Below are 17,200 nucleotides of genomic sequence, written 5' to 3'. Positions count from 1 at the left end.
CATCCTTTGAAACAACAAGCCAAATCTCGCAACCTGCCACAGCCCGAATATATTTTTCAGGTTGAAACACTTTCTCATGAGGGGCGGGGAATTGCGCATTATGGTTCTCATCCTGAGCATCCAGCAGATAAGCATGGTAAGAAAGTTTTTATTCGCTATGCATTGCCCGGAGAAACTGTAAAGGCTCGAATTACCCATCAAGCCAAGCGCCTTGAAGAGGCTGAGATGTTGCAGTTGTTAGGAGAACCTTCAGCACATCGTATCGAGGCAATTTGTCCTCACTATGGTATCTGTGGTGGATGTAGCATGCAGCATATCCATCCTGATGAGCAAATCCGTTTAAAGCAAAATGTACTCCAATCACATTTACAGCATTTCGCAGGTATTCAACCTGAACAGTGGCTAGAGCCGATTCGATCTTCACAAAGTGATTATCGTCGCCGAGCTCGAATAGGCGTGCGCTATTTGCCAAAACCAGATCGCTTAATTATGGGGTTTCGCGAACATCATAGTAATCGATTAACTTCGATCCATAGTTGTAGTGTTTTGGATAAAAATTTATCAAATAGTCTGCCTGAGTTACGCACTTTACTCCAAAGTCTAAAAGGCAAAGCACACATTGGTCATGTAGAATTAGCAAAAGGTGATAATGAAGTTTCTTTATTGGTTCGTCATGTAGAAAAATTAAACAATTCTGATGTCAACCAATTAAAGCAATTTGCGTTACACAAAGGGTGGCAGTTGTATTTGCAACCTAAGGGGCCTGAAAGCATTCATCGTATTGATGATGAACAAGGGGCTTTACGTTTACACTATGCCTTGGAGAGGTTTAATGTAAATTTTGCTTTTTCGCCATTGGATTTTACTCAGGTCAATGCCACAGTAAATGAACAGATGGTTCAATTGGCATGTGAATTGCTTCAATTGCAATCAGGTGAAAAGGTACTTGATTTATTTTGCGGTTTGGGCAATTTCTCACTCCCGTTAGCACGATGTGTTGGTGCGAGTGGTCAGGTTGTCGGGGTCGAAGGGAGTGAAGAAATGGTGCAGCGAGCAACAGCTAATGCGAAATGCAATGGTTTGGTGCAAGCAACCTTCTTTTCACAAGATTTAACAAAAGATTTTTCGCATCATTCTTGGGCAAATCAAGGATTTGATGCATTATTGATTGATCCTCCTCGTGCTGGTGCATATGAAATTATGCAGTATGTATCAAATTTTGGAGCAAAAAGAATCGTTTATGTATCATGTAATCCAGCTACACTGGCAAGGGATGCGGGTGTTTTGGTCCAATATGGTTACCAGTTAAAAAAAGCAGCGGTGATGGACATGTTTACGCATACCGAACATGTTGAATCCATTGCATTATTTGAAAAAATTCAAGAGATAAACGATTAAAAACATGAGTTACATATTGAGGAGAATGGTATGGTCACAGTACGTGAACAGTTACCTGAACAACTAACCGAGTTGTCAGAGGAAACGACTGTAGAGCATGCCGCCGAAACGCAAATCGGTTTAGCCTCATGGTTGGATCGGGTGCGTGAAATATTAGATGGGGCGGAGCTTGAACAACTTGAAAAAGTCGCTCATTTAACCCTGCAAAAAGAGTTAGATTCAACGGTTAATCATCGTTCCAATACTTTTGCTACAGGCGTTGGAATGGCCGATATTCTGGCACATCTGCATGTAGATGAAGATACTTTATCAGCAGCGATGCTTTATCGTAGTGTGCGTGAAGGCATTACCGATATAGAAGAAGTAAAACAGAAATTCGGGGAGCAAGTTTACAACCTTGTCAAAGGTACTTTGGCAATGGGTAAACTCTCAGAACTTATTGAGAAAAATAAACGGTTAGAAGATCACTTTAATAATAATCAACGAGAACATCTAAGTGGCATTTATAAAATGCTGATTTCGGTGACAGAAGATGTTCGTGTTGTTTTAATTAAACTTGCTGAACGTACTTATTCTTTGCGAGAGCTTGCAAATTCCTCTCGCGAACGCCAAGAACGTGTAGCACGTGAAATTCTTACTATTTATTCGCCACTTGCACATCGACTCGGTATTGCTCAGCTTAAATGGGAACTTGAAGATCTAGCATTTCGCTATTTGGCTCCAGATCGCTATAAAGAGATTGCTTCATTACTCAATGAAAAGCGTTTAGAGCGTGAGCATTATATTCAGTTCGTCATTGACCGTTTGAAAAATGAGTTAGCGTCTTACGGCATTGAAGCTGAAATTACAGGGCGTGCAAAACACATTTATTCGATTTATCGAAAAATGAAGAGCAAAAACCTGAGCTTCGACCAACTTTATGATATTCGTGCTTTGCGTGTGTTAGTCAATAGTGTGCCAGAGTGTTACCACTCTTTAGGTATCGTACATCAAATCTGGCGTCATATTCCGCATCAGTTTGATGACTATATTACTAACCCGAAAGCCAATGGTTACCGTTCTTTGCATACAGCTGTAATTGCTGAAAACAAATCTCTTGAAGTACAAATTCGTACTCACGAGATGCATGATGAAGCAGAGCTAGGCGTATGTTCGCACTTTAACTATAAAGAAGGTTCAAAGAATACCGATCATTCCTTTAATCATCGTTTGCATTCGTTGCGTGCTGTTTTAGAACACTATCAAGAACGTAATGAAACGACGGTACATCAAAACGAAGATGAAACAGAAGGCTTTGAACAGTTACAAGACTTTGAAGGCTTTGAGAAGATTTATGTTTTCAGTCGTGATGGTGATATTAAGGAATTGCCGCGTGGCTCAACAGTTTTAGATTTTGCCTATCATGTGCATACAGAAGTAGGGAATAAGTGTTATGCAGCGCGGGTCAACCAGCGTTATGTGCCACTTACCTATACTTTAAAAACGGGTGAACAGGTTGAAATTTTAACTAAAAAAGATCGTGAACCGAACCGTGACTGGTTGGTGAACTCTCTAGGTTATATTAAAACTTCTCGTGCACGTGACAAGTTGCGTCATTGGTTTAGACAGCAAGACCGTAGTAAGAATCTTGAAGTAGGCCGTGAACTGCTTAATAAAGAATTAGCTCGTCTTGCGATTCATCCAAAAAGTATCGACCTAAACGATTACTCTTCACACTTTAATGTGAAGACAGGCGACGACATTTTGGTGAATCTGGTCAGTGGCGATATTAGCTTACATGCCCTGATTAATCAGGTGAACCGCCAAATGCATCTAGATCAGGATGAGCCTGAGCTAGTACTTAAACCAACGTTAAATCCGCGTGCCAGCCATACGCTATCAGCACATGGCATTTTAATTGATGGTTTAGATAATGTAGAGCTGCACATCGCGCAGTGTTGTCAGCCGGTGCATGGTGAATCAATCGCTGGATATATTACTTTGAACCGTGGTGTCAGTATCCATAAAGTCATTTGTTCTGACTATCAGCGTATGATTAAGCAAGAGCCAGAGCGTGCTGTTGAAGCTGATTGGGAAATGCAGCCAACACGTGGTCAAAGCGTTCAGATTGTGGTGGAAGCTTATGATCGTCGTGGTCTGCTTAAAGACCTAACTCAAGTGATTTTCTCTGACCAAATCAATATTCGTCAGGTTAATACAATTTCTGAGGCAGATGGTATTGCCAATATGAAGTTGCTCATTGAGGTTAAAGGTTTAGCGCAGCTTTCTCGCTTATTGGCTCGCCTAGAGCAACAACCGGGAATTATTAGTGCTCGACGCATGATTCAAGGCGTTTAATAAATTGAGTAAAAAGGCTGTCAAATGACAGCCTTTTTTTATTTTGGATTATTTTCTCGATAAATAAATATTGGTAAGTCGGTTTAAAAACTGAGGGCTTAATGTTGAGAGCTGATAAAGCAGTTTGGTTTTTATACCCACTGGAGTATGGGTAGGCGTCCAAAAATGAGCTTTTTTCTCGACAAGTGTAAGCACCTGCTGAGCAATATCATTTGGAGTTAAATCTATCCCCATATTTTGAATGGTGCCTGCATCCATATTGTTAACCATTGCAGTCTGCACAAATAGCGGCATCACATCTAAAACACGAATACCATATTTTTTCCATTCCACATCTAAACCTTCAGTAATTCCGCGAACAGCAAATTTACTGGCTGAATAAGAGATTAAATCAGCTTGCCCATAAATTGCAGAAGCTGAAGATAGGTTGATAACGCGTGCAAAAGACGCTTGCTTTAAATAGGGTAGAGCAGCGTGACAGCCATTGATGACACCGTTTACATTAATATTTATTGTTCTTTGATGAGCTTTAATATCAGTCGTTTCAAACGCGCCAGAATACAAAATACCGGCATTATTTATCAATATGTTAAGTTCACCCGCCCAGTCAGTAAATTCTTTTAATCTATGTTGCCATTGGTCGTAATCACTTACATCTAGATAGCCGGCACGGGCATTTGCCCCTAAGTCATTTGCCAATTCTTGAGCAAGCGATTCATTAATATCATAAATGCCTACTTTATATCCTTGTTTGTAGAATACTCGTGCAATTTCAGCCCCAATACCTTGAGCGGCACCACTAATCAGAATACTGTATCCCATATTTTTTCTCTTTCTCAGTACAATAGTGCGACTGATTTAATCGCTTTGATTTTGATCATAGCAAATTAAAATCTTAGTTTGACTGACCGATTTTTAAAACTTGAGGGTTACCATGGATAAATTGCTTAAAATTATGCAAGAGTTACGTGAAAGATGTCCGTGGGATCAAGAACAAACCCCAATGTCACTGACTAAATATGCAATTGAAGAGGCATATGAAGTCGAGGCGGCTATTCGTCAGGGCGATATTAACGAGATTCGAAGTGAGCTAGGCGATTTGTTATTGCAAGTTGTATTTCAATCACAGATGTTTAGTGAGCAAGGTGCTTTTAACTTTCAAGATGTTGTTGAGGCAATAAGTGAAAAGTTAATTCGCCGTCATCCACATGTTTTTCAGGCAGATCAATTTAATAACTTAACACCAGAACAAGTCAGTGAATTATGGAAACAAATTAAACAGCAAGAGAAGCAAGGAAAGCCGCAATCAAGATTAGATGAAATAAAGCATGGACCAGCGCTATTGCAGGCACAAGAAATTCAAGCAAATGTCGCTAAGGTTGGCTTTGATTTTGAAACAGTAGAAGATGCTTATGAAAAACTAGAAGAAGAGTTGGATGAGTTTAAGCAGGCCCTTAAAAATCAAAATATTGATGAAATTCAAGATGAATTTGGAGATTGCTTGTTTTCATTAGTCAATGTTGGACGTAAACTTGCGATTTCAAGTGAAACATCACTTTTATCAACAATACATAAATTTAGAAGTCGTTTTGCTTTTATTGAAGATCAAGCGCGAAAACAGCAAAGAACATTAGAGGACATGACCTTGTCTGAAATGGATGAATTGTGGAATCAGGCAAAGCGGCAGTTAAAGTCAGGGGAAAAAACACATGCAGCTCAGCATGAATCTTTGGAAGAATAAACACTATATTTTTATTACTCTATTTTGGAGCCTGATTTCATCAAGCTTTGTTCAGGCTCAATCTTTTGATCAAAATTTTAGGGAGTGGAAGGCTAAGCAACAGATATACGATCAGAAGTTGAGTATGCAACATTCCTCTCATTCTAGTGTTTCAAAAAGCTCAGCTATGACTGATTCGTCAGGGCAAATTCACTTGAATCAAGCTAATCTTGATGAGCTGCAAAAGCTAAAAGGTATTGGTGAGAAAAAGGCTCAGGCGATTGTGGAATACCGTCAAAAGAATGGTGGCTTTAAAAATATTGATGAATTTAAAAACGTAAAGGGCATTGGTCCAGCCATTTTTGAAAAGAATAAAGCACGTTTGACTTTATAAATTATCTGTCTGTCAATTGTCATTTCATGCGCAAACTACAGAGAATCAAATTGCCCTTTGTGTGCGTTAGAGCTATGATTAGCGACAACTTGTTATTTACGTCCTGACGTAGGAGACAGCGTCTTTTGCAAACCTTGCGAGCGTCAAAATGTGGTTTGTCCACAGCCCAACTTCCTTCTTCGATTTTAGATGTGATCGATAGCCTGACTAAAGCTGGCTATGAAGCTTATATTGTTGGGGGTGGTGTCCGTGATTTAATGCTAGGGCTTAATCCTAAAGATTTCGATGCAGTCACTAATGCAACACCTTCCCAAATTAAAGAAGTTTTTGGTCGACGTTGTCGAATCATTGGCCGTCGATTTGAATTAGCACATGTCTATTCAGGACGTGAGCTTATTGAAGTTGCTACTTTCCGTGCTCCTCCTAAAAAAGCAGTCACCAGTGCTTCAGGCATGATTTTACGTGACAATAACTGGGGTACTATCGAACAAGACTTTGCTCGCCGTGACTTTTCAATCAATACGCTATATTACCAACCGCGTAAGGCTATTGTGCTCGATTTCTGCAAAGCAATTGACGATGTAAAAAATAAAACCTTACGTTTATTGGGTGATCCGGCACAGCGCTTTGAAGAAGACCCGGTGCGTATGCTGCGAACTCTACGTTTTGCAGCTAAATTAAATTTCAAAATTGATTCAGATATTCTCGATATATTTGATGCAGAGATGACGCAGCTCTTGCGTGATGTTTCTCCGCATCGTTTATATGATGAATCTCAGAAGCTCTTTACAATGGGGCATTTGGCGCGTGTTTTGCCAATGTTGATTGAGTTTGGTGTCTGGAAACAACTTTTTGCAGATATCCAGCCGAACCTCACTCCGTTTATTCTAAGAGCAGCAAAGAATACAGATCAGCGTATCCAAGTGGGTAAAACAATTAACCCAGCATTTTTCTATGCAGTCTTATTGTGGCAACCATTTTTAGAGCGTTGTGAATTTTATTTCTCTAAAGGTGTTGTACCAGCAGAAGCGCGTGCACAAGCTGGTCTAGATGTATTAAAGCGTCAAGCAACACGCACAGTGATTCCGCGTTTTGCAGAAACTTTTATTCGTGAAGTTTGGGAAATGCAGACTCGTTTGCTTAATCCGAAACCACAGCAAATTGAAGCATTGGCTGGACATGCGCGTTTCCGTGCTGGTTTTGACTTCTTATTACTTCGTGAAAAGTCAGGTGATGACACAACACAAGGGATGGGAAGCTGGTGGGAAGCCTACCAAGAAATGTCGAATGACGAAAAAGAAGCTGCAATTAGCCAGTACAATCGTCAGAAAGCTAGAAACCGTCGTAAAGTCGCTGCTGAACCTATTGAAAATAATAAAGTCGAGACGGAAATTGAACCTTTGGTTGATATTCCTGAACCACGCAGCCGTCGTGGGAAAAAAGAACGTGTTCGACAAGAACAATCGATGGGGCGTTTCGTTGAAAAAGCCACTGCTTCAGAAACAGGAGTGATGGGCGACCATCCGATTTTGAAGCGTAAGCGAGTTCAACGCGATTTAAGCCAAGTTATTTTTGGGCCAACGCAATGACAACGAAGACCTATATTGGTTTAGGAAGTAATTTGGGCGATTCACGCCAAATCTTATCTGAAGCCATTGCTAAGCTTAAAACTTTAGGTGGAGTAAAAGTTTCTAAACTTTATCAAAGTCCACCCATGGGGCCTCAAGATCAACCAAATTATTTAAATGCAGTTGTAGAGCTAAACACGGATCTCACGCCTTTAGATTTACTAGACCAGTTACAGCAATTTGAGAAAGAAGCTGGTCGTGTACGCCTTCGTCGTTGGGGTGAGCGAACGTTAGATCTGGATTTGCTTATATATGGCAATGAAAAAATTCAAAATGAGCGCTTAACGGTGCCGCACATTGGAATTCTAGAGCGAGATTTCGTTGTAATTCCTTTATTAGATTTAGACGCTGATTTACATATTAATGATCAGCCACTTAAAAATTTAGAACTGATACAGCAGCCGACGCTGACTGTACTTGCTGATGAGTCTTGGGCTTAAAACCTGACTTATTACGTTCTGCAAACTCCTGTAGAGGATACCATCATGATTAGTCTAAGTGACTTAAGAAAATTTAAAGCCGAAGGACGTAAGTTCTCTTGTCTAACTTGTTACGATGCGAGTATGGCAAAAGCAATGGAACTTGCTGAAATTGATACAATCTTAATTGGTGATTCTCTTGGAATGGCAATTCAAGGTCGTGACTCAACTTTACCTGTAACTGTTGAGGACATGGCTTATCATACGGCGGCGGTGCGTCGTGGTAACCAGCATGCTTTGATTATGACTGACTTACCATTTATGAGTTATGCAACCTTAAATGATGCTTTGCAAAATGCAAGAACAGTCATGCAAGCTGGTGCCCAGATGATCAAAATCGAAGGTGGCGCGTGGCTAAGTGAAACTGTACAAGTTTTAACACGTAATGGTGTACCTGTATGCGTACATTTAGGTTTAACTCCTCAATCTGTACATGTATTTGGTGGTTATAAATTACAAGCTAAAACGCGTGAAGCTGCAGATCAGCTTATTGCTGACTGTACCGCTGTGGTTGAGGCTGGTGCGGCAGTTCTATTACTTGAGTGTGTTCCTGCTCAGTTGGGACAAGAAATTGCTGAGTTATTCCCAAATACACCTGTGATTGGTATTGGCGCGGGTAATGCGACTGATGGCCAAGTACTTGTAGTACAAGATATGTTGGGTTTAACTTTTGGTCGAGTTGCGCGTTTTGTCCGTAACTTTATGAAAGAGCAATCTGGTGAAACTGCCATTTTAGACGCTTTTAAAGCTTTTCATGCTGCTGTGCAGGATCAGTCATTTCCAGCCAAAGAACATACTTTCCACGTTGAGCTGTAATTCATGAAAACAGAAACCACCATACAAGGTCTTGCAGCTTCTTTAAATCCTGCTAGAGCTACACGTAAAATTATTGGTTTTGTCCCAACAATGGGAAATCTACATGAAGGACATCTCACACTTGTTCGTGAAGCGAAAAAGTTATGTGATGTTGTGGTTGTTAGCATCTTCGTAAATCCAACTCAATTTGGACCGGGTGAAGATTTTGATAACTATCCTCGTACTTTAGAACAAGATAGTCGTCTATTAGCTGATGTAGGCTGTGACATTATTTTTGCACCATCAGTTGAGCAAATGTACGGTACTCAGCCACGTTTAACCAACATAAGTGTTAGTCAAATTACTGATGCTTTATGTGGTAGTTCACGTCCTGGACATTTTGATGGGGTGGCTTTGGTGGTCACCAAACTCTTTAATATTGTGCAACCTAACTATGCTTTCTTTGGTCAAAAAGATTATCAACAGTTAGCAGTGATTCGCCAGTTTGTACAAGACTTAAATATCCCACTAGAAGTCATTGGCGTACCAATTGTTCGTGCAGCCGATGGCTTGGCTCTGAGTTCAAGAAATGGTTATTTAAGTCCTGAGCAACGTCAAGTCGCTCCGGTTATTTATCAAAGTTTGAAACAAGCTGAACAGCAGTTACATCAAGGTAAAGATCTACAACAAGTTTTAGAAGATATCAAAACTCAGTTGACAGATAATGGGTTTGTTGTGGATTATGTCGAAGCTCGTCAGTCAAATCTGTTACCTGCTACTCAGTTTGATCGTGATATTGTGTTGTTTATCGCGGCAAAATTGGGTGCAACTCGTTTGATTGATAATTTAGAAGTTGCCTTTACACCTCAATAAACAGATCAAAGGACAGCCATGCCATGAAGCGTATACTTATCGTGACAGGACAGTCTGGTTCAGGAAAATCTTCGGCTCTTCAAGTGTTAGAAGATTTGGGCTATTACTGTATTGATAATTTGCCTTTGGCATTGCTGCCCGAAATTGTGGCAAAGCTAGATCATGAAAATAATCTAGAGCAGTTGGCATTAGGTGTGGATGTTCGAAGCACTCGTGCAGATATGCAAGAGTTCGATCATGTTTTTGAGCAATTACAAAAACATGGCACAGTTGATGTGATTTATCTCACTACGCAAGATCAGGATTTGATCGCACGTTTTAGTGCATCGCGTCGTCCACATCCTTTGGCCAATCGTTTTAAAAGTCTGTTGCAATGTATTCATGAAGAAAAGCAGTTACTGCTCCCAATTCAGTTCCGTGCTACGGTTCATATCGATACAACAGATAAAAGTGTTCATGATTTAAAGCATATTTTACTGTCTAAATTGGGGCAGTCAGATAAGCTTATTGTCATATTGCAGTCATTTGGATATAAACATGGCATTCCTTTAGATGCTGATTATGTTTTTGATGTACGGCATTTACCAAATCCACATTGGGATTTAGAATTACGACGTTTTTCTGGTTTGGATGAGCCAGTAAGACAATTTTTAGAAGCAAGTCCACAAGCAAACGAAATGTTTGATGATATTCTTCACTTCTTAAAAAAATGGCTTCCAGCATTTGCTGAAGGACATCGTCACTATATGACGATTTCTATTGGTTGCACTGGTGGTCAACATCGTTCCGTTTATATCGTAGATAGACTAAAACAAGCACTTGAGGCAGAATGGTCTGTTCAGGTCTTACACAGAGAAATGAAGCACTGGTCATGATAGACACAACTGTTGATGTAATTAATAAACTCGGTTTACATGCTCGTGCATCAGGAAAACTGATAGAGGTCACTACAAAATTTCGTTCGTCGATCCAAATTGGAAAAGGCGATCATTTAGTAGATGCAAAAAATATTATGTCTTTGCTGATGTTAGGTGCAGGTAAAGGGACCACTTTGCGATTGGTCATTGATGGTACCGACGAAGAGCAGGCATTAAATGAAGTACAGGCGTTATTCGCCGCAAAATTTTATGAGGCAGATTAATCGTGGCACGTCGTCCCCAACGTTATACTGAAGAAGATTTTGGCTCTTTAGAAGGACGTGCAAGTAAGACAGAACAGAAAAAAGCAGTTCAACGTATGGCTGCTTTAGGCGAGCAGTTAGCACAACTTTCTATTAAACAGATTCAAAAACTCCCAGTAGATGAACGTTTAATTGATGCGTTAATGGAAGTACAGAACATTAGTTCTTTTGAAGCTCGTCGTCGTCAGTTTCAACGTATTGGTAAATTATTGCGCAATGAAGATGAGACCGTTATTTTGTCTTATTTAACTCCGCAGCAAGGTGCAAAAAAGCAGGCTCAATTGATGCGTTGGGTTGATCGTATGATCGAACAAGGTGACCCTGCAATTAATGAATTTAGTAAAATTTATAATGCATCGGAACGCCACACCTTGCGTCAGCATGTGTTGAGAATCAAGCGTGATAAAACTCAAGAAGTGAGTGAAGCAGAGCTTGAAGCATCAAAAGGTAAATTTGTGAACTATGTGCAGCAAATTGCTTTATTGTCTGATCAAGGCTAAATGCGCTTAAATAAAAAAAGCGACGCTCAAGGCGTCGCTTTTTTATTTATATATTTTCAGCACGTTCTTTTGCCCATTCGCGCAAAATGAATTTCTGTAATTTGCCAGTCGATGTCTTTGGAATTTCTGTAATAACCACATCTTTAGGCACTTTAAAGCGCGCTAACTCTTTTTGGCAATGTGCAATAATTTCTTCAGGTGTTGCCGTAGTACCCATCTTTAATTCAATAAACGCACATGGTACTTCTTGCCAACGTGCATCGGGTTTAGCAACGACTGCAGCGGTTAATACAGCAGGGTGTTTATATAAAACATCTTCTACTTCTAAAGATGAAATATTTTCTCCACCAGAAATAATGATGTCTTTTGAACGATCAGTAATTTTTGCATAACCATCTGGATGACAAACGGCTAAGTCGCCCGTATGGAACCATCCACCTGCAAATGCTTCTTGAGTTGCTTGAGGATTCTTTAAATAACCTTTCATGACAATATTGCCACGGAACATAATTTCTCCCATGGTTTGTCCATCATTCGGGACAGGCTGCATTGTTTCGGGATCTAACACACGCATACTATCTTGTAATGGGTAGGGTACGCCTTGGCGGGAATGAAGCTGGGCTTGTTCAGCAATTGATAACTCATTCCATCCAGATTGAGAGGCGCATAGTGCAGAAGGTCCATAAGTTTCTGTTAAGCCATATACATGGTTTACGTTAATCCCCATGTTTCGCATCCCTTCAATAATGGCAACAGGAGGAGCTGCTCCAGCAACCATAACTTCAACATGATGATCAAAGCTGGTTTGTTTTTCTTTAGGTAAATTAAGAATCATTGAAAGAACAATAGGCGCACCACAGAAATAATCAACTTTATGTGCAGCAATCAATTGCATGACTAATTCTGGATCGACTTTGCGTAAACAAATATTGGTTCCACCACTTGCTGCGATACTCCATGCAAAACACCAGCCATTACAATGAAAGAGGGGTAGTGTCCATAAATACACAGCACGCGGTTTCATTCCACAAGCCAAGATATTACTCGCAGCATTAAGATAAGCCCCACGATGATGATAGACCACACCTTTAGGATTACCTGTAGTTCCAGATGTGTAATTTAAGCTAATCGCATCCCATTCATCTTCTGGTAAATGCCAAGAGAAGTTAATATCGCCTTGAGCGATCCATTCTTCATATTCAAAAGAACCTAAAAACTGGTTTTCACCTTCGTATTCCGTATCAGCTACATCAATTACAATAATGTGTTGGTTAGGAATCAGTGAGAGGGCTTCTCTTGCCAAATTTACAAATTCAGGGTCAACCAACAGTACTTTACTTTCTGCATGTTCCAACATGAAAGCGATTGTTTTTGCATCTAAACGTGTATTGAGGGTGTTGAGTACCGCACCAGCCATAGGAACTGCAAAATGCGCTTCAATCATGGCTGGAATATTTGGCAATAAGACAGATACCGTATCATTTTTTTCAATTCCCAATTGCTTGAGCTGAGATGCAAATTGGCAACAACGTTGGTAAGTTTCTTTCCATGATATTTGGCGCTTACCATGAATAATCGAAGCTTGATCTGGGTAAATATAAGCTGCACGCTCTAAGTAGCGTAGAGGTGATAATGCAACAAAGTTTGCGGGGGTGCGTGGTAACTCGTCATAAGCACTAACCATGTGAAACAACTCCGTGTTCTATTTTTAATTCATTCTTTGAAAATATGACTTAATATTAATCAAAGCATTTATGCTTTAGTCTTAAAGGGCGATACCTTCCAGTCAAAAAATGAGCAGAAATGCTATTTTCTTCATCTTAAACCACTTGTGCTAAATATATTTAAAAATCGCCTCAATATATTTTTTAAGTCATTTATTGCTGTTTACCTGATAAGCAAAATGTATTTATGATTTTATGGACTCAAAGGTTTTCACATTGCTTGAACAAGTGTAAAATCTTTCAGGTTTTTTAACTTTGATTTACACCGTTTTTATATTTTGAGGTTCGCCTCGATCATAATCTCGCGGTGAAATGCTCCTTCGTATAGGGCATCACTCCTTAAGGATTTTTTTATGCCAATTATCACATTGCCAAATGGCGATCAAAAGAGTTTTGATCACGCTGTATCTGTTATGGAAGTTGCCCAAAGTATCGGGCCTGGTCTAGCAAAAAATACTGTTGCTGGCCGTGTAAATGATCGCTTAGTTGATGCATGTGACTTAATTACCGAAGATTCGACCTTACAAATTATCACTCCAAAAGATGAAGAAGGTCTTGAAATCATTCGCCATTCTTGTGCACACCTTGTAGGACATGCTGTTAAACAGCTTTTCCCTGAAGCTAAGATGGTGATTGGTCCAGTCATTGAAGAAGGTTTTTACTACGACATCTGGATGCCACGTCCTTTTACATTAGATGATATGGCAGCGATCGAAGAGCGTATGAAGAAGCTCATCGATCAAGATTACGATGTCGTTAAAAAAATGACACCGCGTGATGAAGTTATTGCTGAATTCACTGCGCGTGGCGAAGAATACAAATTGCGCTTGATTGCAGACATGCCTGAAGAAACACAAATGGGCTTGTACTACCATCAAGATTATTTGGATATGTGTCGTGGTCCACACGTACCGAATACTAAATTCTTAAAATCATTCAAGCTCACTAAAATCTCTGGTGCATACTGGCGTGGTGATGCGAAGAACGAACAGCTTCAACGTATTTATGGTACAGCTTGGGCAGACAAGAAACAGCTCGCTGCGTACATCAAACGTATTGAAGAAGCTGAAAAGCGCGACCACCGTAAAATTGGTAAAGCTTTAGACTTGTTCCATATGCAAGAAGAAGCACCGGGTATGGTGTTCTGGCATCCAAATGGCTGGACTATTTATCAAGTACTTGAACAATACATGCGTAAAGTTCAGCAAGACAACGGTTACCTTGAGATTAAAACACCACAAATTGTAGACTTTACATTGTGGGAAAAATCAGGTCATGCGGCGAATTATGCTGACAACATGTTTACGACTCATTCTGAAAATCGTAACTATGCGGTCAAGCCAATGAACTGCCCATGTCACGTGCAAGTGTTCAACCAAGGTTTGAAGTCTTACCGTGATTTACCAATCCGTTTGGCTGAGTTCGGTTCTTGTCATCGTAACGAACCATCAGGTTCTTTACACGGTATTATGCGTGTACGTGGCTTTACACAAGATGATGCGCATATCTTCTGTACTAAAGAACAGATCGGTCAGGAAGTTGCAGACTTTATTAAACTGACTTTAGATGTTTATAAAGATTTTGGCTTTGAAGAAGTGCAAATGAAACTTTCTACACGTCCAGAAAAACGTGTGGGTGATGATGCGCTTTGGGATATGGCTGAAAAATCTTTAGCAGATGCTTTAGATGCAGCGGGTCTAGAATGGGAATTACAACCAGGCGAAGGTGCGTTCTACGGTCCGAAAATTGAATTCTCATTGAAAGACTGTCTCGGACGTGTATGGCAATGTGGTACTATTCAGTGTGACTTCAACTTACCAGAACGTTTAGATGCGTCTTATGTGACTGAAGACAATGATCGTGATCAGCCTGTTATGTTGCATCGTGCAATTCTTGGCAGTTTTGAGCGTTTTATTGGTATACTAATTGAACACTACGCTGGTTTCATGCCACCTTGGTTGTCGCCGTTACAAGCATGTGTCATGAATATTACGGACTCTCAAGCTGAAGCTTGTGAGAACGTCGTAGCAAAACTCAAAGAAAATGGCCTTCGTGCTATTTCTGACTTGAGAAATGAAAAAATCGGATTTAAGATTCGTGAGCGTACTCTAGAGCGTATTCCTTACCTGTTAGTTCTTGGTGACCGAGAAGTTGAAGAAGGTACAGTGAATGTGCGTACTCGCTCAGGAAAAAATTTAGGTACTATGTCAGTAGATGCATTCATTGACTTAGTGAAGTCTGCCGTCGCCGAACGTGGCCGGTATATTGTGGAGTAAGAAAGATTAAACAGCCTGACCGTAACCAACAACAAGGTGCAAAAAGCAACCGCCCAGCAATTAACGACGAGATCCGTGCAAAAGAAGTACGCCTCGTTGGTGCTGACGGTGAGCAAAAAGGAATTGTTTCATTAAATGAAGCACTGCGCGCTGCTGAAGAGGCAGATCTTGACCTAGTTGAGATCGTTGCAAACGCCGAGCCGCCTGTTTGTAAAATTATGGATTACAACAAGCACTTGTTTGACCTTAAGCAGAAGCAAAAAGATGCGAAGAAAAAACAGCATCAAGTGCAAGTGAAGGAAATCAAACTGCGCCCTGCAACTGATGTTGGTGATTATCAAGTTAAGCTTCGTGCTATTTTGAAATTCCTTGAAGAAGGAAACAAAGTGAAAATCACCTTACGTTTCCGTGGTCGTGAAATGGCTCACCAACAACTTGGCTTAGCTCAATTACAAAAGATTGAAGCTGATGTTGCTGAGTTTGGGGTTGTGGAACAAGCACCTAAAATGGAAGGCCGTCAAATGGGTATGTTACTTGGACCGAAAAAGAAAAAGTAATACTCAAAAAAAGCACTGCTAAAGCAGTGCTTTTTTATATCCTTATCATAATAAAAAAGATGATTTAATTTTCTCTGTTCAGTTTTCTTTAAGACAATTACTATATCTTTTAAAAGAAATTCAATTCTTGAATTTTATGTATTTTTTTAGTGTTGGAAATTTCATCGTCCCTCTTAAAACATGCTATAACGCAAGACGCAGTCATGATAACGATGAATAGGAAAATAGAATGATTGATCTATATTATTGGGGAACTCCCAATGGACATAAAATCACAATTGCCTTAGAAGAAATGGGACTGGATTATACTCTTTATCCAATTAATATTTTAGAAAATGATCAATTTCAACCAGACTTTCTGAGAATTTCTCCAAATAATAAAATTCCTGCGATTGTTGACCAAGATGGACCTCGTGGTGAGCCAATTTCAATATTTGAATCAGGTGCTATCTTGCAATATTTAGGTCGGAAAACTGGATTATTTTATCCAACTGATGAGCAAGAGCGAGTTGAAGTTGAACAATGGCTCATGTGGCAAATGGGTGGGCTAGGGCCTATGCTTGGGCAGAATCATCATTTTAACCGCTTTGCACCAGAAAAAATCCCATATGCGATAGACCGCTATGTAAATGAAACTAAACGTTTATATGGTGTGCTGAACAAACAGCTGATTGGACAGAAGTTTGTTGCAGGTGAATACTCGATTGCTGATATGGCAATTTTACCTTGGATATTGCGCTATGAATGGCAGGGTATTCAATTAGAAGATTATCCTTACGTACAAGAATATATTGTTCGCTTGACGGCACGTCCTGCGATACAAAAAGCATTATCAATTAAAGTTATCTAATTCTTGTTGATACCGTAATGAATAAAGTGAAAGGTGATTTGGTCTAATTTAATATGCTAAGTTACTTTTTACTTTTTTTGAGTGCGTTCGGGGCGGCCACATTATTACCGTTACAATCCGAATCTGTGCTCGCCACCTTGTTATTAAAAAAAGAACATTCTGCTTTCCTTCTAATTTCTATCGCCACTTTCGGAAATGTACTGGGCTCGTGTGTCAACTGGTGGCTAGGTTTAAAAATAGAGCAGTTTAAACACAAAAAGTGGTTCCCGGTTTCTGAAAAACGTTTAGAACAAGCTCAACGTTTTTATCATAAGTATGGATTTTATTCGCTGCTTCTAAGTTGGACACCTGTGATTGGAGATCCAATTACTTTAGTTGCTGGTTTATTCAAAGAAAATTTTTGGCGCTTTTTAATTATCGTTTTGATTGCGAAGGCGGGGCGTTATATTTTTATCTATTGGGTGATTACAGACATTATTTAAAATAAAA

The 17,200-nt window shown here is 39.8% G+C and carries 17 protein-coding genes; 15 read left to right on the top strand and 2 right to left on the bottom strand.

Translation table 11 applies throughout. The features are described 5' to 3' along the window. Nucleotides 1-6: 6 nt before the first annotated feature. Nucleotides 7-1,398, top strand: a complete 1,392-nt coding sequence (gene rlmD / locus HLV59_RS15625) for a 23S rRNA (uracil(1939)-C(5))-methyltransferase RlmD (RefSeq protein WP_171430339.1) — start codon at nt 7-9, stop codon at nt 1,396-1,398. 30 nt (nt 1,399-1,428) lie between these two features. After that, complete coding sequence (locus HLV59_RS15620) at nt 1,429-3,735, top strand: RelA/SpoT family protein (RefSeq protein WP_002117181.1); 2,307 nt, start codon at nt 1,429-1,431, stop codon at nt 3,733-3,735. Between the two features lie 48 nt (nt 3,736-3,783). On the opposite strand, the gene HLV59_RS15615 is transcribed toward HLV59_RS15620, so the two are convergent. Further along, nucleotides 3,784-4,557 carry an SDR family oxidoreductase gene (locus tag HLV59_RS15615; RefSeq protein ID WP_062849721.1) on the bottom strand — a complete coding sequence of 258 codons (774 nt, stop codon included), beginning with the start codon at nt 4,555-4,557 and terminating at the stop codon, nt 3,784-3,786. A 112-nt stretch (nt 4,558-4,669) separates the two neighbouring features. On the opposite strand from HLV59_RS15615, the gene mazG reads away from it, so the two are divergent. The 9 genes from mazG to yjgA all read left to right on the top strand — a co-directional run bounded on the left by mazG (nt 4,670) and on the right by yjgA (nt 11,304). Beyond that, the gene (mazG, locus tag HLV59_RS15610; RefSeq protein ID WP_171430338.1) at nt 4,670-5,476 is read left to right on the top strand and encodes a nucleoside triphosphate pyrophosphohydrolase; all 807 of its coding nucleotides are present in this window, start codon (nt 4,670-4,672) and stop codon (nt 5,474-5,476) included. Next, a complete protein-coding gene (locus tag HLV59_RS15605) occupies nt 5,445-5,849 on the top strand; it encodes a ComEA family DNA-binding protein (RefSeq protein WP_081175237.1) in 405 nt (134 codons plus the stop codon). The genes mazG and HLV59_RS15605 overlap by 32 nt, the downstream gene beginning before the upstream one ends. 125 nt (nt 5,850-5,974) lie before the next feature. Beyond that, nucleotides 5,975-7,438: a polynucleotide adenylyltransferase PcnB gene (gene pcnB, locus HLV59_RS15600; protein ID WP_016144357.1), complete on the top strand. Its 1,464-nt coding sequence runs from the start codon at nt 5,975-5,977 to the stop codon at nt 7,436-7,438. Beyond that, complete coding sequence (gene folK / locus HLV59_RS15595; protein WP_171430337.1) at nt 7,435-7,917, top strand: 2-amino-4-hydroxy-6-hydroxymethyldihydropteridine diphosphokinase; 483 nt, start codon at nt 7,435-7,437, stop codon at nt 7,915-7,917. Before pcnB ends, folK begins: the two co-directional genes overlap by 4 nt. A gap of 45 nt (nt 7,918-7,962) precedes the next feature. Then, on the top strand, nt 7,963-8,772 hold the full coding sequence (gene panB / locus HLV59_RS15590; protein ID WP_002117298.1) for a 3-methyl-2-oxobutanoate hydroxymethyltransferase: 810 nt from the start codon (nt 7,963-7,965) through the stop codon (nt 8,770-8,772). Nucleotides 8,773-8,775: 3 nt separating this feature from the next. Next, on the top strand, nt 8,776-9,624 hold the full coding sequence (gene panC / locus HLV59_RS15585; protein WP_031947380.1) for a pantoate--beta-alanine ligase: 849 nt from the start codon (nt 8,776-8,778) through the stop codon (nt 9,622-9,624). 23 nt (nt 9,625-9,647) lie between these two features. Continuing rightward, nucleotides 9,648-10,499 (top strand): RNase adapter RapZ, encoded by an 852-nt coding sequence (gene rapZ / locus HLV59_RS15580; protein WP_005066272.1) that lies wholly within the window; start codon nt 9,648-9,650, stop codon nt 10,497-10,499. Next, entirely contained in the window at nt 10,496-10,765 is a 270-nt protein-coding gene (locus tag HLV59_RS15575) for an HPr family phosphocarrier protein (protein WP_000567533.1), read from the top strand. The genes rapZ and HLV59_RS15575 overlap by 4 nt, the downstream gene beginning before the upstream one ends. A gap of 2 nt (nt 10,766-10,767) precedes the next feature. Continuing rightward, entirely contained in the window at nt 10,768-11,304 is a 537-nt protein-coding gene (gene yjgA / locus HLV59_RS15570; RefSeq protein ID WP_019767969.1) for a ribosome biogenesis factor YjgA, read from the top strand. A gap of 46 nt (nt 11,305-11,350) precedes the next feature. On the opposite strand, the gene HLV59_RS15565 is transcribed toward yjgA, so the two are convergent. Further along, on the bottom strand, nt 11,351-12,988 hold the full coding sequence (locus HLV59_RS15565; RefSeq protein WP_171430336.1) for an acyl-CoA synthetase: 1,638 nt from the start codon (nt 12,986-12,988) through the stop codon (nt 11,351-11,353). Between the two features lie 393 nt (nt 12,989-13,381). Between HLV59_RS15565 and thrS the strand changes: the two genes are divergently transcribed. The 4 genes from thrS to HLV59_RS15545 all read left to right on the top strand — a co-directional run bounded on the left by thrS (nt 13,382) and on the right by HLV59_RS15545 (nt 17,193). Then, nucleotides 13,382-15,304, top strand: a complete 1,923-nt coding sequence (thrS, locus tag HLV59_RS15560) for a threonine--tRNA ligase (protein WP_016144362.1) — start codon at nt 13,382-13,384, stop codon at nt 15,302-15,304. 5 nt (nt 15,305-15,309) lie between these two features. Beyond that, entirely contained in the window at nt 15,310-15,861 is a 552-nt protein-coding gene (gene infC / locus HLV59_RS15555; protein WP_075383312.1) for a translation initiation factor IF-3, read from the top strand. Nucleotides 15,862-16,090: 229 nt separating this feature from the next. Then, entirely contained in the window at nt 16,091-16,711 is a 621-nt protein-coding gene (locus HLV59_RS15550) for a glutathione S-transferase N-terminal domain-containing protein (RefSeq protein ID WP_031947382.1), read from the top strand. A gap of 53 nt (nt 16,712-16,764) precedes the next feature. Then, the gene (locus tag HLV59_RS15545) at nt 16,765-17,193 is read left to right on the top strand and encodes a YqaA family protein (protein WP_171430335.1); all 429 of its coding nucleotides are present in this window, start codon (nt 16,765-16,767) and stop codon (nt 17,191-17,193) included. Nucleotides 17,194-17,200: the final 7 nt, after the last annotated feature.

The organism is Acinetobacter lactucae, assembly GCF_013122135.1.
In the GTDB taxonomy this organism is placed as follows: Bacteria; Pseudomonadota; Gammaproteobacteria; order Pseudomonadales; family Moraxellaceae; genus Acinetobacter; species Acinetobacter lactucae.
This window is presented reverse-complemented; position numbering and strand designations above follow the sequence as displayed.